This window comes from Streptomyces sp. NTD107 (assembly GCF_059510435.1).
In genome coordinates this window covers 186,533-208,460 of the sequence record NZ_JCAJZV010000001.1, presented here as the reverse complement: position 1 = coordinate 208,460, position 21,928 = coordinate 186,533, and the positions used below count along the sequence as shown (strand labels likewise).

20 protein-coding genes are annotated in these 21,928 nt (G+C 72.6%); 13 read left to right on the top strand and 7 right to left on the bottom strand.

Features of this window, described 5'->3' with window-relative positions:
* Positions 1-2: 2 nt before the first annotated feature.
* Positions 3-1,517 carry an MFS transporter gene (locus tag AC5WRL_RS00970; RefSeq protein ID WP_496086275.1) on the top strand — a complete coding sequence of 505 codons (1,515 nt, stop codon included), beginning with the start codon at positions 3-5 and terminating at the stop codon, positions 1,515-1,517.
* Positions 1,518-1,551: 34 nt separating this feature from the next.
* Here AC5WRL_RS00970 and AC5WRL_RS00965 read toward each other — a convergent pair whose 3' ends face one another.
* Positions 1,552-1,812, bottom strand: a complete 261-nt coding sequence (locus AC5WRL_RS00965) for a response regulator transcription factor (protein WP_496086274.1) — start codon at positions 1,810-1,812, stop codon at positions 1,552-1,554.
* A gap of 182 nt (positions 1,813-1,994) precedes the next feature.
* On the opposite strand from AC5WRL_RS00965, the gene AC5WRL_RS00960 reads away from it, so the two are divergent.
* Positions 1,995-2,984 (top strand): DUF1648 domain-containing protein, encoded by a 990-nt coding sequence (locus tag AC5WRL_RS00960; RefSeq protein WP_496086273.1) that lies wholly within the window; start codon positions 1,995-1,997, stop codon positions 2,982-2,984.
* Position 2,985: 1 nt separating this feature from the next.
* Positions 2,986-3,393, top strand: coding sequence for a GntR family transcriptional regulator (locus AC5WRL_RS00955; RefSeq protein WP_496086272.1), 408 nt, complete (start codon positions 2,986-2,988; stop codon positions 3,391-3,393).
* A 25-nt stretch (positions 3,394-3,418) separates the two neighbouring features.
* Here the strand turns inward: AC5WRL_RS00955 and AC5WRL_RS00950 are convergent, their stop codons facing one another.
* Entirely contained in the window at positions 3,419-4,558 is a 1,140-nt protein-coding gene (locus tag AC5WRL_RS00950; protein WP_496086271.1) for a YihY/virulence factor BrkB family protein, read from the bottom strand.
* A gap of 236 nt (positions 4,559-4,794) precedes the next feature.
* A complete protein-coding gene (locus tag AC5WRL_RS00945; RefSeq protein WP_496086270.1) occupies positions 4,795-5,307 on the bottom strand; it encodes an Asp23/Gls24 family envelope stress response protein in 513 nt (170 codons plus the stop codon).
* 108 nt (positions 5,308-5,415) lie between these two features.
* On the opposite strand from AC5WRL_RS00945, the gene AC5WRL_RS00940 reads away from it, so the two are divergent.
* From AC5WRL_RS00940 to AC5WRL_RS00915, 6 genes are all read left to right on the top strand, one after another.
* On the top strand, positions 5,416-5,976 hold the full coding sequence (locus tag AC5WRL_RS00940) for an RNA polymerase sigma factor (protein ID WP_496086269.1): 561 nt from the start codon (positions 5,416-5,418) through the stop codon (positions 5,974-5,976).
* Positions 5,967-6,614 (top strand): hypothetical protein, encoded by a 648-nt coding sequence (locus tag AC5WRL_RS00935; RefSeq protein WP_496086268.1) that lies wholly within the window; start codon positions 5,967-5,969, stop codon positions 6,612-6,614. The genes AC5WRL_RS00940 and AC5WRL_RS00935 overlap by 10 nt, the downstream gene beginning before the upstream one ends.
* Positions 6,608-6,946 carry an Asp23/Gls24 family envelope stress response protein gene (locus AC5WRL_RS00930; protein ID WP_496086267.1) on the top strand — a complete coding sequence of 113 codons (339 nt, stop codon included), beginning with the start codon at positions 6,608-6,610 and terminating at the stop codon, positions 6,944-6,946. The genes AC5WRL_RS00935 and AC5WRL_RS00930 overlap by 7 nt, the downstream gene beginning before the upstream one ends.
* 82 nt (positions 6,947-7,028) lie before the next feature.
* A complete protein-coding gene (locus AC5WRL_RS00925) occupies positions 7,029-8,297 on the top strand; it encodes a glycosyltransferase family 4 protein (protein ID WP_496086266.1) in 1,269 nt (422 codons plus the stop codon).
* Positions 8,297-9,142 carry a hypothetical protein gene (locus AC5WRL_RS00920; RefSeq protein WP_496086265.1) on the top strand — a complete coding sequence of 282 codons (846 nt, stop codon included), beginning with the start codon at positions 8,297-8,299 and terminating at the stop codon, positions 9,140-9,142. The genes AC5WRL_RS00925 and AC5WRL_RS00920 overlap by 1 nt, the downstream gene beginning before the upstream one ends.
* A 140-nt stretch (positions 9,143-9,282) precedes the next feature.
* Positions 9,283-9,990, top strand: coding sequence for a DedA family protein (locus AC5WRL_RS00915; protein ID WP_496086264.1), 708 nt, complete (start codon positions 9,283-9,285; stop codon positions 9,988-9,990).
* A gap of 16 nt (positions 9,991-10,006) precedes the next feature.
* Here the strand turns inward: AC5WRL_RS00915 and AC5WRL_RS00910 are convergent, their stop codons facing one another.
* Positions 10,007-11,197 (bottom strand): cation:proton antiporter, encoded by a 1,191-nt coding sequence (locus tag AC5WRL_RS00910; RefSeq protein ID WP_496086786.1) that lies wholly within the window; start codon positions 11,195-11,197, stop codon positions 10,007-10,009.
* A 468-nt stretch (positions 11,198-11,665) separates the two neighbouring features.
* Here AC5WRL_RS00910 and AC5WRL_RS00905 point away from each other — a divergent pair, with 468 nt between their 5' ends.
* Positions 11,666-12,733 (top strand): sporulation protein, encoded by a 1,068-nt coding sequence (locus tag AC5WRL_RS00905; protein WP_496086263.1) that lies wholly within the window; start codon positions 11,666-11,668, stop codon positions 12,731-12,733.
* 65 nt (positions 12,734-12,798) lie between these two features.
* Here AC5WRL_RS00905 and AC5WRL_RS00900 read toward each other — a convergent pair whose 3' ends face one another.
* The 3 genes from AC5WRL_RS00900 to AC5WRL_RS00890 all read right to left on the bottom strand — a co-directional run bounded on the left by AC5WRL_RS00900 (position 12,799) and on the right by AC5WRL_RS00890 (position 19,419).
* Complete coding sequence (locus AC5WRL_RS00900; RefSeq protein WP_496086262.1) at positions 12,799-15,171, bottom strand: glycoside hydrolase family 9 protein; 2,373 nt, start codon at positions 15,169-15,171, stop codon at positions 12,799-12,801.
* A gap of 73 nt (positions 15,172-15,244) precedes the next feature.
* Positions 15,245-16,147, bottom strand: coding sequence for an ABC transporter permease (locus AC5WRL_RS00895; protein WP_496086261.1), 903 nt, complete (start codon positions 16,145-16,147; stop codon positions 15,245-15,247).
* On the bottom strand, positions 16,144-19,419 hold the full coding sequence (locus AC5WRL_RS00890; RefSeq protein WP_496086260.1) for an alpha/beta fold hydrolase: 3,276 nt from the start codon (positions 19,417-19,419) through the stop codon (positions 16,144-16,146). The genes AC5WRL_RS00895 and AC5WRL_RS00890 overlap by 4 nt, the downstream gene beginning before the upstream one ends.
* A 134-nt stretch (positions 19,420-19,553) precedes the next feature.
* Between AC5WRL_RS00890 and AC5WRL_RS00885 the strand changes: the two genes are divergently transcribed.
* From AC5WRL_RS00885 to AC5WRL_RS00875, 3 genes are all read left to right on the top strand, one after another.
* Entirely contained in the window at positions 19,554-19,781 is a 228-nt protein-coding gene (locus AC5WRL_RS00885) for a cation:proton antiporter regulatory subunit (protein ID WP_496086259.1), read from the top strand.
* Positions 19,782-19,796: 15 nt separating this feature from the next.
* Positions 19,797-21,275, top strand: a complete 1,479-nt coding sequence (locus AC5WRL_RS00880) for a cation:proton antiporter domain-containing protein (RefSeq protein WP_496086258.1) — start codon at positions 19,797-19,799, stop codon at positions 21,273-21,275.
* Between the two features lie 68 nt (positions 21,276-21,343).
* Positions 21,344-21,817 (top strand): MarR family winged helix-turn-helix transcriptional regulator, encoded by a 474-nt coding sequence (locus AC5WRL_RS00875; protein ID WP_496086257.1) that lies wholly within the window; start codon positions 21,344-21,346, stop codon positions 21,815-21,817.
* Positions 21,818-21,928: the final 111 nt, after the last annotated feature.

Here is a 21,928-nt window from a genome sequence, read left to right as displayed (position 1 = left end):
GCATGACCTCGGCAGCGGAAGGGCTGAGCACGGCGAGCCCGGGCGGGCGGCGGGTGCTGGCCGCCGCCGTACTCGGCTCCGGAATGGCGATGCTGGACGGCACGATCGTGAATGTGGCGCTGCCCCGGATCGGTGAGGGGCTCGGGGCGCCGCTGGCCACCCTCCAGTGGACGCTGAACGCGTACATGCTCACCCTGGCCGGGCTGATCCTGCTCGGCGGCGGGCTGGGTGACCGGTACGGGCGGCGGCGGGTGTTCGTGTGGGGCGTGGTGTGGTTCACGGTGGCCTCGCTGCTGTGCGGGCTGGCGCCGAACGGCGCGGCGCTGGTGGCGGCGCGCGGCCTCCAGGGGGTGGGCGGGGCGCTGCTCACGCCGGGTTCGCTGGCGCTGATCCAGTCCTCCTTCCGGCCGCAGGAGCGGGCGAAGGCGGTGGGGCTGTGGTCGGGTCTCGGCGGGGTGGCGATCGCGTTCGGGCCGTTTCTGGGCGGCTGGCTGGTGGACGGTCCCGGCTGGCGGTGGATCTTTCTGATCAATCTGCCGCTGGCGCTGGTGGTGCTGGTGCTGGCCCGGGGGGTGCCGGAGAGCCGGGACTGGGAGGCGAGCGGCCGGTTCGACGTGCTGGGCGCGGGGCTCGCGGCGGTGGCGCTGGGCGCGATCGTGTACGCGCTGATCGCGGCCCCGACCTCGGGGGCGGGTACGGCGGTGGCGGTGGCGGCCTGCGGGGTGCTGGTGGGGGTGGCGTTCGTGGTGCGGGAGCGGCGTGCGGCGCGTCCGATGCTGCCGCTGGGTATCTTCCGCTCCCGGCTGTTCACCGCCACCAATGGGGTGACGCTGTGTCTGTACGGGGCGATCGGCGGGGTGTTCTTCCTGCTGCCGGTGCAGTTGCAGAACGGTCTGGGCTATGACGCGTTCACGGCCGGGGTCGCCACGCTGCCCATCACGCTGCTGCTGACGGCGCTGTCGGGGCCGGCCGGGGCGCTGGCGCAGCGGATCGGGCCACGGGTGCCGCTGACGGTGGGACCGCTGGTGGCGGCGTGCGGACTGCTGTTGCTGCACCGGGTGCATCCGGGCAGCGGCTACTGGCACGACATCTTTCCCGCGGTGCTGGTGCAGGGTCTTGGGATGAGCCTGTTCGTGGCGCCGCTGACGGCGACCGTACTGGCCTCGCTCGATGTACGGCGGGCGGGGATCGCCAGCGGGGTGAACAACGCGGCTGCCCGGGTGGCGCAGTTGCTGGCGGTGGCGGCGCTGCCGCTGGCGATCGGGCTCTCCACCGATCAGTACCGGTCGGCGACGGATGTGAACACGGCTTTCGGCAAGGCGGTGTTGATCTGCGCCGGGCTGATGGCGGTGGGCGGGGTGGCGTCCTGGCTGCTGATGCCGGCCAGGCTGGTGGCGCTGCCGGGCGGGGCGCCGGTGAGCCGTCCGCAGTGCCGGACGCACTGCGCGATCACCTCGCCGCCGCTGGAGCCGGGAGACGGCCGCCACCGGGGACGGCGGCCGTCTCCTCCTGGGTGAGGGGTGGGGGGTGAGGGGTTGCGTCCGGGCCGGGTCAGTGGGCGGACAGGATGTCGCGGTACTGGAAGGCGAGCAGCGCGGCTTCGATCCGGGTCGGGATGCCCAGTTTCCGGGTGAGGCTGGTGATGTGGGCGCGTACGGTGCGCTCCGAGATGCCGAGGTGCCGGGCGAGCGCCCGGTTGGGCCGGCCACTGGCGAGCAGCGTCAGCACTTCGGTCTCACGCTTCGTCAGCAGGGCGAAGTCGGGTTGTCGGTGGCCGCTCTCGCGAAGGTCCCCCGCGTGCGATGGGTCCACGTGCTCTCCTTCGGGGTTCATGTCCGGTGCGACGGTGCACCGGAGCCGGACATCTGTCCTCTCCCCGCTTCCGGACCGTCCTGCGCGTGACACCCGTCACCCCCCTTCCCGCGCCATGACTGCTTGTTCTAGCATGATGCGAACAACTTGTTCGGCCGTCCCACCCACGCCCTGGAGGCACCATGAGCGCGCTGACATCCGCGGCCCCTCCCGCCCACGGCCGGCGCGGCTATCCGCTGCTCGCCGCCGGGCCCGCGCTGGCAGCCGCCGTGGTGACCGCCGCCGTGTCCGCCGCGGTGTGGTCACGGCTGCCGGACCAGGTCGCCACCCACATCACCGGCGGCGGACCGGACGGCTTCACCCACCGCGCCGCCCTCGTCGCGATGTCCATAGCGCTGCTCGCCGGCTGGGGCGCGCTGAACGCCTGGCTGGCCCGTACCGCCACCATCTCCGCCCGGGCGCTGTACGCCGGTTCGCTGGCCACCACGGTGCTGCTCGGCTATCTGTTCACCGCGCTGCTGCTGGCCAACGCCGCCGCCGACCAGGCCGCCGAGGTGCGGTTCCCGATGTGGCATCTCGCCGTCGCGGCCGGCGCCGCGCTCGCCGCCGGCGCGCTGGGCACACTGCTGCCCACCCGGGAGTCGGCGGACGGCCGGGCGGGCGGCGCCAGGACCCCGCGCACCACCACCCTCGGACTGCGGCCGGGTGAACGCGCGGTGTGGCACCGTACGGTCCACTCCTGGCCGCTGACCGGCCTGGCGGTGGCCCTGGCGGTGGCCGCCGTGATCACCGTGCTGAACGGCACCGGCTGGGCGGCGTCCATCGCTCTGCTCGGCCCGGCGCTGCTGCTGGCACTGATGAACCCGGTGCGGGTCAGCGCCGGGGAGTTCGGGCTCGTCATCCGGCCCAGGCTGCTGAACGTGCCCCGGCTCGGCGTCTCCCTGGACCGGATCCGGGCCGTGGCGGTGCGGCCCACCAGCCCGCTGAAGGACCTGGGCGGCTGGGGCTACCGGATCACGGCGGGCCGGCGCGGCTTCGCGGTGCGCTCCGGGGACGGGCTGTGGCTGGAACTCGACACGGGCAAGGAGTTCGTCGTGGTGGTGGACGACGCGCGGACCGCCGCCGCGCTGCTGGGCGATCTGATCGCCCGGCGGGCCGGCCGCAAGGGCTGAGATGCTGATCCGTATCGACCCGGCGTCGTCCAGGCCGCTGTCCGCGCAGATCGCGGCCTCGGTCCGGCGGGCCCTGACCGGTGGCGAACTGCGCACCGGCGACCGGCTGCCGGCCGCCCGCGATGTGGCCCGGTCGCTCGGCATCAATATGCACACGGTGCTGAAGGGCTATCAGGAGCTCAAGGCGGAGGGGCTGATCGATCTTCGCCCGGGGCGCGGCGCGGTGGTGACCGTCGCCGCGCCCCGGTCCCGGGCCCGGCTGCTGGAGGCGGGACACCATCTGGTGGCGCTGGCCCGGGAGTCGGGGATGTCGGACGAGGAGACCCTGGCCCTGCTGCGGGAGTGCCTGGCCCCTGCGGGTGCGCCCCACGGGGCGGCACCACGGGCTGACGGCGGCAGCGGAGCCTGAGACGACGGCGCGGGCCGGGCGGGCGTCAGCCCGGGCGGCCCCGCCCGGGCGTCACCGGGGCGGGGTCCCTGGGCGGTGCGGGCGCCGGTGGTGCCTGCGGTACGGGGGGTACGGGGGGTGTCGGCGGCTGGGGCAACGGTACGACGGGGGCGGGCCGTTCACCCCTGCTCTCGGGGCCGGCCCACACGGCCGGGGCGGAGGCCGGGGCCGGGGCGGCCGGCGGCGAGCCCGTCACCGCGTCGCCGGGCTTCCGGCTGGGCACCACCGCTCCGCCCGGCGCCCTCCCCGGCTCGGGCGGTTGGCGCAGCCGGGCCAGTTCCGCGTTGAACTGGGCGCCCGCCAGCAGCGACAGATTGGTCAGCCACAGCCACACCAGGAAGACGATCACCCCGGCCAGCGGCCCGTACAGCCGGTTGTAGGTGCTCACATGCGAGGCGTACAGCGCGAAGCCGGCCGAGGCCACCAGCCACAGCAGCACCGCCAGCACCCCGCCCGCCACGCCGCGCCCCGGTGCCCGTCCGGCGGGTGGCCCGGTGTGGAAGAGGACCATCACCAGACCGGCCACCAGCATCATCAGCAGCGGCCATTTCAGCGCGCTCCAGCCCGCCGCCACCGCCTCCCCGGTGCCCAGCGCCCGCCCGATGGTGCGCACCGCGCCGCCGGTGAGGATCAGCGCGGTCGCCGAGACCACCAGCAGGCCCAGCAGCCCGAGCGCGGTGAGCAGGGTGCGGTGGATGTGCCGCCAGGCCGGCCGGTGGTCCTCCACGCCGTGCATGGCGTGCTGCACCCGCCGGAAGACGCTCAGATAGTTGTACGCCGAGAATACGGCGCTGACCGTGGCCACCACGATCAGCAGCCAGGCCGCGCTGCGCTGGTCGGCCAGGTCGCGCAGCGCGTCGTGCACATCCGCCCGCGAATTGGCCGGTACCAGGGCGGTCACATGGCCGATCAGTTCGGGGGCCGCGCCGGGCCAGGTGAGGCTCATCACCGACAGCACGACCAGCAGCCCCGGGAAGAGGGCGAGCACGGTGTAGTACGTGAGCGCCGCCGCCCAGTGGTCGATGTCGTCGCGCCACAGCGACACCGGGGTGCGCCGCAGCGCCTTGCGCCAGTCCCTGGGCGGACGCCAGTGGATCAGCCGCCGCATCCGTGCTGCTCCTCGCATCGTTCACCCCACCTGTCGTACGGCCTGGACCAGGACGCCGAGCGCCCACCCTACGCAGGATAGGACCAGCTCAGCGGCGCAGAGGCCGTCGGTTACCCCTCCGCTCGGCTGTTCTGTGCCGGGCGGCGCGGGCCGGGCCGCCGCCTGGACCATGTGCAGGGTCCAGACCACGAGCCCGGCCACGATGACGCCGACGGCCGGTGACGTCCGTTGCGCCCAGTGGCGGTTGACGCGGCTCACCGCACCCTTGCCTCGCCCTCCGGGTCCTCTTCGTCGGGCAGCCGCACATCGACGATGGAGAGATTGACCTCGACGACTTCGAGTCCGGTCATCCGCTCCACCGCCGCGATGACGTTCTCCCGCACCTCGTGCGCGACATCCGTGATCGGCACGCCGTACTCGACGACCACGTCGAGGTCGACGGCGGTCTGCTTCTGGCCGACCTCCACCTTCACGCCACGGCTGACGCTGGACCGCCCGCCCGGCACCCGGTCGCGGACGGCGCCGAGGGTGCGGCTGAGCGAGCCGCCCAGGGCGGCCACCCCGGGGACCTCGCGGGCGGCGAGGCCGGCGATCTTCTCGACCACGCCGCCGGCGATGGAGGTCTGGCCGCGGTTAGCGGCGGGCTCTTGCGTACCGGTACGGCCCTCGGTGAGGCTGGTGCCGCCGTCCGTCGCCGCGTTCGCGGCGGTCGCGTCCTCCGTCGCGGGGGCCGGAACAGTGGTGGGGGAACCTGTCTTGGCTGCCATGGCGTACCTTCCCGTCATGCGGTGATGTCGTGCTGACAACTGGTTGGACACGGCGGGCGCGGAATCGTCACGCGGTCGCGGCGGATTTTTTTCGGAAGGGGGCGGTGCGTGTCCGGGGACGGCCTGGCTCGGCACGACGACGCGCTGCTCGCGGTGCGGGCAGGGGAGGGCGACGAGGATGCCTTTGAGGTGCTGGTACGGCGGCACGGTCCGGTGCTTCTGCGGCTGGCGGAGCAGTTGCTCGGCGGAGCCGCCGAGGCGGAGGACGCGGTTCAGGAGGCGCTGGTGAGCGCGTGGCGGCGGCTGCCCGAGTTCCGGGGCGATGCCGCGTTCGGCAGTTGGATGTACCGGATCGTCACCAACCGCTGTCTGAACGTGCTGCGCGCCCGCCGGCCCCTCGCCCCGCTGGAGGCGGTGGCGGAGCCGGCGGCACCGGAGCGCACGGCCTCACCGGAGCGGGCGGCCGAGACGGGCGCGGCGGTGCACGCGCTGCGTGACGCGCTGGCCGGCCTCTCGCCCGAGCAGCGGGCATGCTGGGTACTGCGGGAGTTTCACGATCAGTCGTACGAGGACATCGCGCGGGCGGTCGGCATCAGCCCGCAGGCGGTGCGCGGCCGGATCTTCCGGGCCAGACGCGCTCTGACGGAGGCGATGGCGGCATGGCGCTGAACAACGGGACCGGGGAGGAGACCGAGGACGAGCTGCTGCCCTGCGGGCGGTCGCTGATGGAGCTGTGGGACGACGCCGAGGCCGGGAGCGAGAGCGGGACCGTACCGCCGGCTGCCGGGCACCCGGCGGACTGCCCGCACTGTGCCGGGGCGCTCGCCGAGCTGCGCGCGCTGGAGGACTTCGTGACCCGCTCCCGGGAGGCGGAGGCGGCGGCCCCGCGCCGCGAGCTGTCGGTCTCGCGGGTGATGGACATCGTGCGGATGGAGCTGCGTCCGGGGCGTACGCTGCCGCTGGGCGAACCGGACGAGGACGGCTGGATCGTGGAGGCGGCGGCGGCCAAGGTGTTCCGGTCCGTGGTGGACACGCTGCCGGAGGTCACCGCCGGGAGCTGCCGGATCGCCCCGCTGGGCGCGGGCGGCCGGGACTCGGCGACGCGCGGTCCGGTGCGGGTGCGGCTTGAGGTGGTGGCGGGCATGTCGTGGACGATTCCGGTGCTCGCGGCGACCGTACGGGACGAGGTGGCCCGGGCGGCCGATGAACGGCTGGGGCTCGATGTGCACTCCGTGGACGTGGTGGTGGTCGATCTCGTGGAGCCGGCCGGCGGACGCGGGCACGGGAATGGGCGGGGATCATGGTGAACGGTGAACTCGCGGACCGGCTGCGGCGGGCCGCCGCGGCGGCGGCGCGCGAGGTCGAGGGGGTGGCGTTCCTGCGTCCCGGGCTCGCGGAGGTGCTGCGGGGCGCGGGGGTGGGCGGGGCGCTCCGGGTCCCGGCGGGGGTACGGGTGCGGCCGGGCCGGGCGGCGGGCGGCTGGGAGGTCCGGGTGGAGCTGGCGGCGGAGCGTGGGCACCGGGCCGTGGAGGTGACCCGGGCGGTACGGGCGGCGGTCGCCGGGGCGGCGGCGGAGGTGCTGGGGCAGGGTGGGGCGAACCGGGTCAAGGTGACCGTCACGGTGACGGACATCGCCTGAGCGGGCGGTTCCTGCGGTCCATTTGCACCAAGTTTTGGTCAAGGACGCAACATTTTGCCAGGTCCAGGCTGTCTTTGAAGATATGAAGATCTCTTTCCTCCTCCATAACGGCTATGGAATCGGAGGGACCATCAGAACCACGTTCAACCTGGCACAGGCACTGGCGGCACGGCACGACGTCGAGATCATCTCGGTGCTGCGGCACCGGGAGCAGCCGCGCTTCCCGCTCGATCCCCGGGTGCGGATGCGCCCCCTGGTCGATCTGACCACCGAGCAGAACGACCCCCGGCACAGCGAGCCCTCCCGGATCTTCCCCTCCGGGGACTCGCGGCGCGCCCAGTACAGCCGGCTGACCGACGAGCGGATCGGCGCCGCGCTCGACAGCGTGGACGCCGATGTGGTGGTCGGCACCCGGGCCGGGCTCAACATCCATCTCGCGGCCCAGGCCCCCGACCGGGTGGTGAAGGTCGCCCAGGAACATCTGACGCTGGACAGCCACCCGGCCAGGATGCGGAACTCCATGCGCCGCGTCTACCACCGGCTGGATGGCATCACCACCGTCACCGAGGCCGACGCCGCCTCCTACCGCCGCAAGATGCGGCTGGCCGGGGTACGGGTGGCGGCGCTGCCCAACAGCGTGCCCGAGCCGGTGCTGCCGCCGGCCGACGGGCGCGCCCGGGTGGTGATCGCGGCCGGGCGGCTGCACCGGGTCAAGCGCTACGACCAGCTGATCGAGGCGTGGGCCGTGCTCGCCGAGGGGTTCCCCGACTGGCAGCTGCGGATCTACGGGCACGGCCCGGAGCGCGACAAGCTGCGGCACAAGATCGACGAACTCGCGCTGCACAACCAGGTGTTTCTGATGGGCCCGGCCACCCCGCTGGAGGCGGAGTGGGTCAAGGGGTCGATCGCCGTGATGAGTTCGGAGTTCGAGTCGTTCGGCATGACCATCGTGGAAGCCATGCGGTGCGGCCTGCCGGTGGTCTCGACCAACTGCCCCAACGGCCCGCGCGAGATCATCGACGACGGGGAGGACGGCTGGCTGGTGCCGGTCGGGGATCCCGCCGCGCTGGCCGGCGGGCTGGTGGCGCTGATGGCTGACCCGGCACTGCGGCAGCGGATGGGCCAGCAGGCGCTCAAGAACGCGGCCCGGTTCGACCCGGTGCCGGTGGTGGAGCGCGCAGAGGAACTGTTCGAGGAGCTGGTGGCGGCCAAGCGCGCCGGCGCGCCTCGGCACCGGAGCGGCGGGCTGCGGGGGCTCGGCGCGGCGGTGGCCGGTGGTGGCTGGGCGGTGCGGGATCTGACCCTGGCGGCCGGTGCCGCCACGCTGAAGACGGTACGGAGGGAGCGGTGATGAGTGAGACCGGGCTGGACGGGGCGGAGTACCCGGTGGCGGACTGCGCGGTGGACGAGGCGGGGCTCTTCCTCGTGACGCTCGATCTGCCCCAGGGGTCCGCGGGCGAAGCTCCGGATACGGCGGAGCTGCTGCTGCGGCTGCGGCCGAAGGCGGGCGCGGCGGCCACGGTGGTCGCGCTGCCGCTGGCCGGGGTGCCGGGGGCGGCGGGGCGGGTACGGGCGCGGCTGCCGGTGGAGCAGGTGCTGGCCGAGGGCCACTGGGAGGTGCTGCTGCGGGCCGGCGGCACGGAGCAGCCGGTGGTGGCCGGGATCCGGGATCTGCGCGCTCTGGTGGACCGCACTCCCCCGGCCGGCCCCGGACCGCTGGCGGTGCGGGTGCCGTACGCGGACAAGGAGGGCCGGCTGGTACTGCGGGCGTGGCTGCGGGACGGCCATGTGGAGGCCGGCGCACTGCGGCTCGCGAACGGCTCACTGACGGTGACGGCGCGGACGGCCGGGGTGCCGGCGGACGGGGACGCCGAGGTGCTGCTGCGCCGCCGTGGCAAGGGTGGCCCGGAGCACCGGGTGGTGCCGCGCACGGATGAGTCGGGCGAGCTCTCGTTCACGGTGGACCTCGCCGATCTGCTGGAGGAGGACCCGCCGCGCGCCGCGTACTGGGATCTGTTCCTGCTCCCCTCCCCCACCGCGCCCCGGATCCGGATCTCCCGGCTGCTGGACGATGTGGCGGAGCGCAAGAGGGTGTTCGTCCACCCCCACACCCAGGTGGCCGGGCAGCGGGTCTTCCCGTACTACACGGTGGACAACGACCTCTCGATCGAGGTGAACGCCCCAACCACCGCCTGACCACTGTTCCCGCCCCACGGGGTCGCCCATCCTTCCCCGTGGGGCGGGGCTTCAATCGGGTCGTTGCCGAATTGCGTTGGTAGCCTGGGGCGAGTGCCTGGACTGTCGTGTCCGGGCTTCTCCTCAGGGGTTTCCTTCCTATGGTTTCTCTTGCTCTCGGGCCGCAGTGGCTGGACCCGGACTGGCTCATCCCGACCTTCGGCCTCATCGGCATCCTGACGATCGTCTTCGCCGAGTCGGGGCTGCTCATCGGGTTCTTTCTGCCCGGTGACTCTCTGCTGTTCACCACTGGACTGCTGGTGGCGACCGACCAGTACCTCCATTACCCGCTGTGGCTGGTCTGCGCACTCATCGTGATCGCCGCCGTACTCGGTGACCAGGTCGGGTATCTCTTCGGCAGAAAGGTGGGGCCGGCGCTCTTCAACCGGCCGGATTCCAGACTGTTCAAGCAGGAGAACGTGGCCAAGGCGAGCGAGTTCTTCGCCAAGCACGGCCCCAAATCCCTGATTCTCGCCCGCTTCGTACCGATTGTGCGCACCTTCACCCCGATCATCGCCGGGGTGGCGAAGATGGAGTACCGCACCTTCGTGGTCTTCAACGTCATCGGCGGTGTGCTGTGGGGCGCCGGGGTCACCCTGCTGGGGGCCGCGCTGGGGCAGATCGCGTTCGTACGGGCCAACATCGAGTTCATGCTGGTCGGCATCGTCGCGCTCTCGGTGCTGCCGATCGCGATCGAGTTCTGGCGGGCCCGCCGGGCGGGCAAGCGCGCGGCCGGCGCCGCGCCGGCCGCCGGTGCCGACAGCACCGCGCCCCCGGCCGATGGCCGGGGGCGCCATGCCAGACGCTGAGCGTCGCGCGCACGGGTCAGCGGCTCGCTGACACGTGCTCCGGCTGTCGCTCGGTCTCGTCCTGGTCCGAGCGACCGCCGGGCAGTATCCGGGCCACCCAGTGCGAACGGCCGGCCACCAGGGGTGCGACCACCGCCAGGATGAGCACATAGCTGGCGATGAACGGTGCCAGCCGGGAATCCAGCCCCGCCGCCGCCGCCATGGTGGCGAGGATGAGCGCGAACTCTCCTCTGGCGAGCAGCGTGGTACCCACATTGGCCGTGGGTTGCGGTCCGAATCCGTAGATCCGGGCCGCGACGATGCCGGCGATCAGGTTCATCACGACGGTGATGGCGACCGCGATCAGCACCGGGACGATGACGACTCCCATGTCGCCCGGGTCGATGGACAGACCGAAGGCGAAGAAGAAGATCGCGGCGAACGCGTCCCGCAGCGGATGCACCAGGTCACGGATCCGGCTGCCGGACGCGGTGTTGCCGAGGATCAGGCCGACCATGAAGGCGCCGATGGCGTCGGCCACCCCGAACTTCTCGGAGATACCCGCCACCAGCACGGCGGCGCCGAGGAACGAGATGACCAGCAGCTCGTTGTCCTTGATGGCGAAGAGCTTGCCAACCACCTTGGTGCCGAAGCGGGCGGCGAGCGCCAGCAGCAGCAGGAAGCCGAACGCCTTGCCGATCTGCCCGGCGGTCTCCGCCAGGTTGTCGGCGCCGGAGATGATCGGCTGGAGCGCGGCCAGGTACAGGGCGAGGAAGATGTCCTCCACCACGATGATGCCCAGGATCGGCTTGGTCTCGGGGTTTCCGATCCGCCCGAGGTCCACGAGGATCTTGGTGACGATCGCCGAGGAGGAGATCCCCAGTACACCGGCGAAGACAAACGCCTCCGAGGTGCCCCAGCCCATGATGAAGCCGAAGGCGAGCCCCGCTCCGACGTTCAGGGCGAGATAGGTGCACCCCGCGATGGCCATCTTTTTGCCACCGGTCTTGAGGTCGTCCATGTGGAACTCAAGGCCGAGGTAGAACAGCAGGAGGACCAGCCCGAGGGCCGAGAGCATCTCCAGGTCGTGCGGGTCGTCGAGCAGGACAAAGCCGGGGGTGTTCGGTCCGAGGAGTATGCCGGCGAGGATGAAAAGCGGAATGGTCGGCAATCCGATACGGCTGCCAAGGCGAGCCAGAACCGCGGCGGCGACGAAGGCGCCACCCATGGCGAGCAGAGTGTCAGCATGTCCCATGGCCGTCACCTGGGGGGTGTGACGGTCGGGAGCGGGCGGAAGCCGATGCGGGCGGGCGTCGTCAAGTGGATGTCTCCTCCTGGGCGTCCGGACGTCTCGGTCAAGTGAGCGTCAAGAAAGCGTTAATAGTTAGCTTACCAAACCATTTTTTGGTCTGGTTTTCTTCCCGTGACCTCCGTCACGGGTCATCGGACGCTCACAGCGAGAAACCGGCGACCGTACCGTGCCCGCGGATCGCACCCTATGTGCGCCGGATGCCCCGATGTGGGCGAACCGGCACGCGTCTACGAGGAAACACACACCATGGCCGAAAACTTCCGCGCGCCGGGACGGACGGGAACCACCACGCGGTGCAGGTTAGTTGTGATCATGCCCGGCTGAGCAGGCCCCCCGGGCGCGAACGCTCTACCCCATGAACAACACGAAGGAGAGAACGCCGAGATGGTGTTCAAGAAGCTGCTCGGAGCCCTCGGAGTGGGCGGCCCCACGGTGGACACGGTCCTGGACGGCGGGCCGCAGGGCATCGCCGTACTGCCGGGCGGCGCCCTGACCGGACGGGTGGAACTGCGCGGCGGCTCCACCGAGACGAACATCTCCCACATCAGCCTTCATCTGGTCGCCCGGGTGGACGCCCAGGGTCCCGGCGCCGTCGCCGTGGAGCGCGACAGCGAGGGCTTCGTCGTCTTCGACCGGGTCACCGTCGGCGGCGGGTTCCGGCTCCGCGAGGAGGAACAACAGGCCATTCCGTTCACCATCCATCTGCCCTGGGAGACTCCGGTCACCGAGCTGAACGGGCAGCCGCTCGGCGTCGTCCTGGGCGTCCGTACCGAACTGTCCGTCTCCGGCGGCAAGGACAAGGGCGACCTCGACCCGCTGCGGGTCAGGCCGGTGCCGCTCCAGGACGCGGTCCTGGCGGCGTTCGGCGCCCTCGGCTTCGGCTTCCGGGGCGCCGGCCTGGAGTTGGGGCAGATCCCCGGCAGCGCCCAGAGCCTGCCGTTCCACCAGCAGATCCACCTCACGCCGTCGCCCCAGTACGCGCACGTGATGCGGGAGATCGAGGTGACCATTCTCACCACTCCGGGTGGCGTGGAGGTCATCCTGGACGCCGACAAGCGCGGCGGATTCTTCGGGCAGGGCCAGCAGGACGTCCTGCGCTTCGGGGCCCCGCACGCCGACGCGGAGCAGCGTGACTGGACCGCCGAGGTGACCGGCTGGGTGGAGCAGTTGGCCGCCCGCCAGCAGCAGCGCCAGGCGGCCATGGGGTACGGCGGCGGGCCGGGCTTCGCGCAGGGCGGCTACCCGCAGCAGGGCGGCTTCCCGGGGCAGGGCGGCTACCCGGGGCAGCAGCCGCAGCGCTCCGGGCCCGGCATGGGCGGAGTGATCGCGGGCGCGGCGGCCGGCGTCGCGGCGGGCGCCCTCGGCGCCTACGCCATCGGCGAGATGATGGACGGCGGGGACGACGGCGGCGACTTCGAGGCCGCCGACGACTTCGGCGGCGACGAGGAGTAACCCCCGGCACCCGGTGCCGGGGTTCGGGGTACGCGGCGTCGGCCCCGTACCCCGAACCCGCTCCGTCAGGCGGTCAGATCGTCCGCGTAGGAGGCGATCCAGGCCAACGGGGCGTTCCAGTTGATGGTGACCTCATTCGTGGCGTACGACTCGATGTGGTCGATGTAACACATCGCCGGGGCGCAGCCGGCCAGCCGCTCCGCCGCGACCGGGTCCTGGAGCTCCTGGTTGGGACCGCCCGCCACCGAGCCGGGCGGCGGGTGCGGCAGGCTGGAGTTCAGCTGGTTCGCCCAGAACCGGTGGTGCTGATTCTGCGCGTACCGCTCGCCGTACCCCGTGACGTACGACAGGTTCAGCGGATTGGCACCGAGCAGATAGTCGAAGCCGCGCAGCACCGCGTCCCGGTAACGGACATCGCCGCTCAGATCGTGCGCGGTGCCCAGCACCACCATGTTGTTGAGGATCTGACTGTTCGATCCCCAGAAGTAGCCGCCGCCCGGCGGGTTGTACGGCACCCCGTACGCCGAACCCGCCGAGTCGGCGGCGAAGCCGTCCGCCGCCTCGAACAGCAGGGCACGGATCGCCGCCAGTTCGCCGGCCGGCAGCGTGCTGGGCACGGTGGCCAGGCTCAGCGCGCCCAGACCGGCCGTGGACTGCCACGACAGACCACCGCGCGGGAAGACCGCCTCGATGTCACCATGCAGTTCGGAGCCGAGCAGCGCCTGCCGGTAGCCGTCCTCGCCGGTGGTGATGAAGAGCTCGGCCGCCGCCCAGTAGAACTCGTCCCGCACATCGGAGTCGTCGTACGCGCCACCGCCCTGGCCGTCCGCCGGGGAGGCGTAGCGCGCCGGGTTGGCCACCGCCGCGTCCCAGGCGGTGCGGGCGGCGCTCTCGCACCGGTCGGCGAAGTCCGCGTCGTACGGGGCGTACAGCCGGGCGCACTGGGCGCCGGCAGCCGCCAGATTCAGGGTGGCGGCGGTGGACGGCGGGGCCAGCTCCCTCGGCTGCGGGTCCTGGTCGGGGCGCAGCGGCAGACCGGTCCACTCGCGGTCGTGCAGCTTGTGGTGCGCCATGCCGGCCAGCGGCTCACCGGCCGGGACCTGCATCCGCAGCAGGAACTCCAGCTGCCAGCGCGCCTCGTCCAGGATGTCGGGGACGCCGTTGCCCTGCTCGGGGATGGCGAGTGAACCGTCGCCGAGCGCGTCACCGTCGGCGCCGTCGGCGGTCAGGGTGCGCTCGTAGGCGGACAGCAGCTGGGCCACCGAGATGCCGCCGTTGACGACGTACTTGCCGTGGTCGCCCGCGTCGTACCAGCCGCCGTGCGCGTCCAGCCGGTAGTCGCACTGGCCGGGGCGGCACGGGACGTCGAAGTCGCCCTGATTGGCCCCCGCGTTGAGATGCCCGGCCGGGCGCGCGTACTGCTGGCCCACGTAACTCGCCTCGATCTCGATGCCGCTGCGGTTGTGGTAGAAGTACGCCAGCGCGTCGGTGCGCAGCGTGCGGTAGAGGTCGTCGCCGATCGCGAACGGCGTACTGACCTCGCCGTCCACGGCCACGGTGTAGCCCTCGCCCGGCTCGGCGAACGCCCCCAGGTCAAAGGTGTGGATGTGCTGCGCGGAGGTCGGGTCGATGCCGCCGGGGGTGGTGCTGCCGGTGGCCCGCTCGGTGCCTGCGGCGTCGCGCAGGGACCAGGTCAGCGGTGAGGTGACGTCGCTGACCAGGGTGCCGCGCTTGGGCCCCTCGGTGAGATAGCCGACCTGGTTGACGCGTACCGGCGATCCGGTGTCCGGCTCGTACACGGGCGGGGTGGCGCCGCCGCGCAGTGAGACATTGCCGAGGCAGAAGGTGAACGGGGCGGGGCTGCCGCCGATCTGGAAGGCGAGCTGGGCGGCGGTGTAGTCGCCCTTGGCGGTGAAGACGTGGCTGATCGGCTCGGGGTCGGGGCCGGTGCCGATCGGGTCGGCAGCGGCCAGCTCGGTGGTCCAGGGCTCGGCGGCCAGCTGGACGTTGGTGCGGATGGTCACCGGGACGGTGGCGGTGGCGGTGTAGGTGAGGGTGTAGCTCTCGCCCTCGGTCAGCGGGAGGCCGTCCTGGCCGACGATGGCGTCCCAGGCATTGACGGTGCCGCCCGGGACCTCGGCGCACAGCCGGCCCTCGACGATGCCGGCGGGGCTCCCGGCGGTCCACCACCAGGGGGCGGTGCCGGCCGAGAAGTCGCCGTTGACGATGAGTTCGGGCGGCTCGTCGGCGGCGGTGGCGGTGGCGGTGGCGGTCGTGGTGACGGCGACCACAGAACCGGCGAGCAGGGCGGTGACGGCGCCGATGGCGGGCCATCGGCGGCTGCGACGGCGTCCGGAAGGTGCTGAGGACACGGCTCTTGTCCTTCCACGGATCGGTGGGGGGTGGAGAGCACTCGCATGGGAGCGCTCCCAATGCATCCTGGGGGCGTCCCCGTACCCCGTCAAGGCATCCGGGGCGGAGCCGGGACGGGGCGGGGAGCCGGCCGGCGGCTCAGGACACGATGTCCTTGGTGCGGAAACCCCGGAAGGCGAGCGCGAACAGCACCAGCGCGAACGAGACCGAGACCGAGGCGCCCTTGAGCATGCCGGTCCACTCCAGCTGCGGCTGGAGGGCGTCCAGCCAGGCGAACGCCCAGTGGGCGGGCAGGAATTCGCGCCAGTCGCCGAGGGCGGTGATGGCGTCCAGGATGTTGCCGACGATGGTGAGCCCGATGGCGCCGCCGACCGCGCCCAGCGGCGCGTCGGTGCGGGTGGACAGCCAGAAGGCGAGGGCCGCGGTGACCAGTTGGCTGACGAAGATGTAGCCGGTGATCACCGCGATCCGGCCCAGCGCGTCGGCCTCGGCGATACTGCCGCCGGTCGGCAGCTGGAGCGGGCCCCAGCCGTACGCCGCGGTGCCGACGCCGAGCGCGACCAGCGGCAGTACGGCCATGGCGGCGGCGCTGAACGCCAGCGCGATCGTGAGCTTGCTGGTGAGCAGCCGGGTACGGGGCACGGGTGCGGCCAGCAGATAGCGCAGCGAGGACCAGCCGGCCTCGGAGGCCACGGTGTCGCCGCAGAACAGCGCGACCGGTACGACCAGCAGGAAGCCGGCGGACAGGAAGAGACAGGTGAGGGCGAAGTTGAGTCCCGAGGCGGTGGCCACGTCCATCAGGCTGGGGCCGCTGTCCCGGCCGCCCCGCTCGCCGCCGATGGCGAAGGCGGCGGCCACCACGAACGGCAGCGCGATCAGGACGGCCGCCACCACCTGGGTACGGCGGCGGCGCAACTGGCGGGCGGCCTCCACCCGCAGCGGGAGGGTACGGCGCGGGCGGTAGCCGGGGGCCACGGTGCCGCTGCCGATGCCGGTGCCGGTGCTGTTGCTCGTCTGGGTCGGGGCACTCGGAGCGCTCATGCCGCGCCTCCGATCAGGGTGAGGAAGGCGTCTTCGAGGCGCCGGTACGGGGCGATGGTGGCGACCGGGACCGCCAGCCCGACGAGGCCGGGAAGCAGGGCGGCGGGGGTGGTGCCGTCCAGCCGGATCAGGAGGCCGTCCTCGTCGGTGCCGGTGGCGCGGTCGACGGCGGCGACGCCGGGCAGGCCGGCGATCTTGTCGAGAACGGTGTCGGGAACGGGATGGGCGAGCGTCGCCAGCAGGGTGTCCCCGGTGCCGGCGATCTCGGCGACCGGGCCGGCCTGGAGCAGACGGCCACGGTCCATGACGACCAGATGCGTACAGGTCTGCTCGACCTCGGCCAGCAGATGGCTGGAGACGATCACCGTGCGGCCCTGGGCGGCGTAGCGGATCATCACCTCGCGCATCTCGCGGATCTGTGGCGGGTCGAGGCCGTTGGTGGGCTCGTCGAGGATGAGCAGGTCGGGCAGGCCGAGCATGGCCTGCGCGATGGCGAGGCGCTGCCGCATGCCCTGCGAGTAGGTGCGGACGGCGCGGGCGAGGGCGTCGCCGAGGCCGGCGATCTCCAGGGCCTCGTCGAGATGTGCGTCGGCGGCGGGGCGGCCGGTGGCGCGCCAGTACAGCTCCAGATTGGCGCGGCCGGACAGGTGGGGCAGGAAGCCCGCGCCTTCGACGAAGGCGCCGACCCGGGAGAGTACGGGGGCGCCGGGGGTGATGCGCTGTCCGAAGACGCGGATCTCGCCGGCGTCGGGGGTGATCAGCCCCATGAGCATCCGCAGGGTGGTGGTCTTCCCGGCCCCGTTGGGTCCGAGCAGCCCGAGCACCTGGCCGCGCTCGACGGTGAAGCCGAGGTCCCGTACGGCGTAGCGGTCGGCGGAGCCGGCGTACCGCTTGGTGAGCCCGGTGATCCTCAGCGGATCGGGGCCGGCCGGCTGGGCGGCGGCGGTGATCGGCCCGGGCACGCGCCGGGCGGGGCGGCCGGTGGCCGACGCGTCGTGCGCGTCGTGCGCGTCGTGCGCGTCGTGCGCGTCGTGCGCGTCGTGCGCGTCGTGCGCGTGAGCGTCCCCGGCGGCGTCGGCGGGTGCGCCGACCGGCCCGGAACGGTCCTCCCGGCTCGCACCGGCACCGGCAGCGGACGACCCCGCACGATCGGCGACGGCCTCGGCCGGGCCGGCGGTGGCCGGCTCTGCGGCCTCGCCGACCCCGGCGGAACGGGCCGTCGAAAGCTCACCCGTCAGGCGGGCGCGCGCCGCAGGCGCGGCGTCCCGCACCGGCACACCCGCGACCGGAGCATCGGCCACCGCCTCCCGGCCACCGCCGACCGGCATCGGGCCGTCAGCCCCACGCGGCCGGGGCGAAGCACCGCCAACGACGACCGGGGCCTCGACATCACCGGCCTCGTAGGCGCGCGCCGCAGGCGCGGCGTCCCGCGCCGGCACGCCCGCGACCGGAGCGTCGGCCACCGCCTCCCGGCCGCCTCCGGCGGCGGGTGTCGCGGGGGTCGTGTGCCGTGCCGGGGGCTCGGTCGGCGCACCGGCCGCAGGCTCGCGGCGCTTGTGGCGGCCGGTCAGGAGGAGCAGTGCCGCGATGGCCGCCGCGATCAGCGGGAGCGCCCAGGTCCACCAGGTGAGGGAGGTCGGGAGGAGGGTGACGCCGGGGGCGGTGGGGATGGTCAGGGTCTGGTCTCCGGCGAGGGCGACCGTGTGGACGGCGGGCCGGTCGGGGGAGGCGTAGCCGAGGTCCGTGGTGGAGACGACCAGGCGCATGCGGTGGCCGGCCTCGAAGGGGTGGTCGATGGCCGGGAGGGGCAGTTCGACGGTGGTGCCGTCGCCGTCCGTGCCGGTCACCCGGGCCGGGGTGACCAGTTGGGCGGGCAGCGACTGGCTGGTGCCGTTCGGGGCGACGTCGTACACCTTGAGGAAGAGCACGGCCTCGGGCGCGTCCGAGGTGATGTGCAGCCGGACGGTGGGTGAGCCGGTGACCCGGATCGTTTCGTCGAGTGGCGCGCTGTCGAAGCTTCCGTATTGGCCGGGGAAGTCGAGGGCGAGGCCCATGCCCAGGGTGGACAGGCCGCTGAGGGCGCCCAGGCCGGGGACGGCGGAGATCGAGGGGGGTGTGCCGCCGGCCGGGTTGCTGAAGGTCTGGGGGGTGCCGCTCAGTTCCACCTGTCGCGGGTCGCCCGCCAGGCCGGGGTATGTGCCGGACTCGGCTCCGCGCAGCAGGGTGTCGCCGTTGGTGGTGTCGAGGCCCGAGATGCGGGTGACGCGGAACGCGGGTCCGGTGTCGGCGCTCTCGTCGCCCTTCAGGTAGTGGTCGAACCAGCGCGTGACGCGGTCCTCGATCCGGCCGCTCTCCGAGACGCCGCCGTCGTGGCCGGCCCAGGTCCAGTCGACGGCGACCGGGGCGCCGTTGGCCTCGATGGCGGTGGCCATGGCGTCGGCGTGGTCCAGCGGGAAGAGCGAGTCGTGCTGGCCCTGGACGATGAGGGTGGGGACGTCGATGCGGTCGGCGACGGCGGAGGGGCTGCGGTCGGCGAGCAGTGCGGTGGCCTCGGCGTCGGGTGCGCCGGCGACGGCGACGCGTTCGTACATGGCGCACAGTTCGGCGGAGAAGTTTCCGCAGCCGGGGGTACCGGTCTCCCCGGTTCCGGTGGTGAAGAAGATCCCGGCCCACAGCTTCTTGAAGACGCCGTCCGGGAAGAGCGCGTCGGCGAGGTTCCAGTAGGTGATGCGGGGCGCGATGGCGTCCACCCGCTCGTCGTACCCGGCGGCCAGCAGGGAGATGGCGCCGCCGTACGATTCGCCGCTGATGCCGACCCGGGGGTCGCCTTCCGCGTCGAGCTGGACCTCGGGCTGCTCCGCGAGCCAGTCGATGAGGCGGCTGACGTCGGCGACCTCGCGCTCGGGGTCGTTCAGGCCGATGTGTCCGGTGGAGGCGCCGAAGCCGCGGGCCGACCAGGTGAGGACGGCGTAGCCGTCGCGGGCCAGTGCCTCGGCCTGTTCGCGGACGTCGTCCTTGCTGCCGCCGAAGCCGTGGCCCAGGAGGATCGCGGGGCGGGGGGTGTCGGTGTCCCCGGCGGTGAAGTACGAGGTGTCGATCCGTACGGCCGTGCCGTCCTGTGCCGGCATCTGCGCCATGCGGTCCTGGCGGTGGACTTCGGGCCCGCTGTCCTCGGCGGCGACCGACCAGGTGCCCGCGCCGACGAGTATCGCGGCGAGGGCCGCCGCGCCCGCGAGCAGCCGCCCGCGTCGCCTTGGCCAACGAGGGGTCATGGGCACACGGGTTCCTTCCGCCGGCGGGTCCACCACGCTAACCGATCACCCGGAGGGACCCCGTACACCCCTTCCTGGTTGCCCGGCTGGGCCATACTCGGGGGACAATCCGGGCAATTCCATGGAGGCCGGGCATGGGTCAGGGTGTGCATGTCACCGATCTGCCAGGGGTCGGCAAGCGGTACGACATCGATCTGGAGCGCGAGGACGAGCGGGTCTCGGTGGTGATCCGGTCCGGCGGGGTCCGTGATCTGTACGTCTTCACCTCCCGCTCGGCCGATCCGACCGCCGTCCTGGAGCTGACGGAGGAGCAGGCCCGCAAGGTGGGGGCGGTGCTGTCGGCAACCTTCTTCGAGTCGTGAGGAGGCGGCGGACGGGTGCCGGAAGCTGATCTGCTGGGTCTTGGCGCCGCCGTCCTGATCGCCGGGCTGCTGGCGCGCCTCGCCCGCCGGTACGGACTGCCGTCGGTGCCCTGCTACATGCTGGTGGGCATCGCGCTGGGGCCCGGTACGCCCGGCCCGGTGCTGATCGCCCACCCCGCCGATCTGGCGCTGCTGGCGGCGCTCGGCCTGGTGCTGCTGCTGTTCCATCTGGGCGTGGAGTTCCCGGTGGACGAGGTGCTGGGCGGCGGGCGCCGGCTGGTGGTGGCGGCGGGCTGCTACATCGGGCTGAACATGACGGCCGGGCTGATCTTCGGCTTCGCGCTGGGCTGGGGCGGCTCCTCGGCGCTGGTCATCGCCGGTGCGCTGGGCATCTCCTCGTCCGCCATCGTCACCAAGCTGCTGATCGAACTGCACCGGCTGACCAACGCCGAGACGCCGGTGATCCTGGGGATCATCGTGCTGGAGGATCTGTTTCTCGCCTTCTATCTGGCGCTTCTGTCCCCCGTGCTGTCGGCCGGTGACTCGCCGGGCCGGATCGCCCGGGACATCGCGCTGAGCTTCGGGATGCTGGCGGCGCTGCTGCTGGTGGCGCGGTTCGGGGCCCGGGCGGTGGGGCGGCTGCTGGACTCCCGGGAGGACGAGGTGCTGGCCGTGGTCACCGTCGGTCTGGTGGTGCTGGTGGCGGGGACCTCGCAGAAGGCCGGGGTCTCGGACGCGATCGGGGCGCTGCTGACGGGTCTGGTGGTGTCCAGGACCCGGCTGCGGGAGCGGGTGGAGCGGCTGGTGACGCCGCTGCGTGACGTGTTCGCGGCGGTGTTCTTCGTGGCGTTCGGGCTGAGCATCGACACCGGCCATCTGGGGGCGGTGGTGGTGCCGGTGGCGGTGGCGGTCGCGGTGACCGTGGTGGCCAATCTCAGCGCGGGCGTCGTGACCGCCCGGCTGTTCGGCTTCAATCAGCGTGGGGCGGCGAATATCGGGCTGACGGTGCTGGGGCGCGGCGAGTTCTCGCTGATTCTGGCCACCCTCGCGCTGGCGGCCGGGCTCAACTCCCGGATCGGCCCGTTCGTGGCGCTGTATGTGCTGGTGCTGGCGGTACTCAGTCCGCTGCTGGCGGCGAACTCCCGCTATCTGGCGCGGGTGATGCCGGACTGGCTGCTGCGCCGGGACTGGACGTACGTGCGTGAGGAGACCATCAGTACGTCCTGTACGCATCTGGATCAGATCCGGATCACCGAGACGGACGCCGAGGAGTGCCCGGAGTGTGTGGCGCGCGGCAGCGACTGGGTGGCGCTGCGGCTGTGCATGACCTGCGGCTATGTGGGGTGCTGCGACGACTCCCCGCACCGGCACGCCAGCACGCACGCGGCGCGCGCCCATCATCCGATCATCCAGTCGGCGCAGCCGGGCGAGGACTGGCGGTGGTGCTTCATCGACGAGGCGCTGGTCCGCGCCCCGCTGGGCACCAAGCGCTGACGAAGCACCGGTCAAGCTTTTCCCAAACCATTTACATGTAGCAAGCAACTTGTCGTACGGTCGAATCCGTGACCGAGGTACGCGAGTGTGATCCGCACCGTCCGGCGGCTCCCTACGGCGAGCTGGCCCGCCAGCTGTGGGCCGTGGGAGCGATCAACCGGGAGATGGGGCGCTCCCTGCCGCACGACTGTCCCCCGGCGACGCTGGGACTCATCTCGGTCCTGGCCCGCAAGGGCGAACTGCGCATCGGCGGGCTCGCCGAACTGCTCGGCGTGGACATCTCGGTCGCCAGCCGCTCGGTGGCGCACGCGGTGGAGCGCGGCTGGGTGGAACGTACCCCCGACCCGGACGACAAGCGCTCCCGGCTGCTGCGGGTCACCGCCGGCGGCGAGGCGCTGCTGGCCGAGCTGTCGCAGCGCTACACCAACGCCCTCACCCGCTATCTCGCCGACTGGTCCGACGCCGACGTCGGACACCTCAACGCATTGCTGATCCGCCTGCGGACGAGCTTTGACCTCTGCCGTTCCCAACCGGCGGACTGACCGACCAGGGAAGAAGCACCCGAAGCGTTATGTCCTCCTCACCTCCTGCCCCCGCGCGTCCCGACGACGCCGCCCCCGCCGCCACCGCCCCGGACGTGGCCGCGCCCGGCG

Coding starts and splice junctions, on each gene's coding strand:
- AC5WRL_RS00890 (WP_496086260.1), bottom strand. CDS start 19,419: ATGACCCCTCGTTGGCCAAGGCGACGCGGGCGGCTGCTCGCGGGCGCG.
- AC5WRL_RS00910 (WP_496086786.1), bottom strand. CDS start 11,197: ATGGGTGGCGCCTTCGTCGCCGCCGCGGTTCTGGCTCGCCTTGGCAGC.
- AC5WRL_RS00900 (WP_496086262.1), bottom strand. CDS start 15,171: ATGCATTGGGAGCGCTCCCATGCGAGTGCTCTCCACCCCCCACCGATC.
- AC5WRL_RS00920 (WP_496086265.1), top strand. CDS start 8,297: ATGAGTGAGACCGGGCTGGACGGGGCGGAGTACCCGGTGGCGGACTGC.
- AC5WRL_RS00915 (WP_496086264.1), top strand. CDS start 9,283: ATGGTTTCTCTTGCTCTCGGGCCGCAGTGGCTGGACCCGGACTGGCTC.
- AC5WRL_RS00905 (WP_496086263.1), top strand. CDS start 11,666: ATGGTGTTCAAGAAGCTGCTCGGAGCCCTCGGAGTGGGCGGCCCCACG.
- AC5WRL_RS00925 (WP_496086266.1), top strand. CDS start 7,029: ATGAAGATCTCTTTCCTCCTCCATAACGGCTATGGAATCGGAGGGACC.
- AC5WRL_RS00885 (WP_496086259.1), top strand. CDS start 19,554: ATGGGTCAGGGTGTGCATGTCACCGATCTGCCAGGGGTCGGCAAGCGG.
- AC5WRL_RS00950 (WP_496086271.1), bottom strand. CDS start 4,558: ATGCGAGGAGCAGCACGGATGCGGCGGCTGATCCACTGGCGTCCGCCC.
- AC5WRL_RS00930 (WP_496086267.1), top strand. CDS start 6,608: ATGGTGAACGGTGAACTCGCGGACCGGCTGCGGCGGGCCGCCGCGGCG.
- AC5WRL_RS00935 (WP_496086268.1), top strand. CDS start 5,967: ATGGCGCTGAACAACGGGACCGGGGAGGAGACCGAGGACGAGCTGCTG.
- AC5WRL_RS00895 (WP_496086261.1), bottom strand. CDS start 16,147: ATGAGCGCTCCGAGTGCCCCGACCCAGACGAGCAACAGCACCGGCACC.
- AC5WRL_RS00955 (WP_496086272.1), top strand. CDS start 2,986: ATGCTGATCCGTATCGACCCGGCGTCGTCCAGGCCGCTGTCCGCGCAG.
- AC5WRL_RS00970 (WP_496086275.1), top strand. CDS start 3: ATGACCTCGGCAGCGGAAGGGCTGAGCACGGCGAGCCCGGGCGGGCGG.
- AC5WRL_RS00960 (WP_496086273.1), top strand. CDS start 1,995: ATGAGCGCGCTGACATCCGCGGCCCCTCCCGCCCACGGCCGGCGCGGC.
- AC5WRL_RS00945 (WP_496086270.1), bottom strand. CDS start 5,307: ATGGCAGCCAAGACAGGTTCCCCCACCACTGTTCCGGCCCCCGCGACG.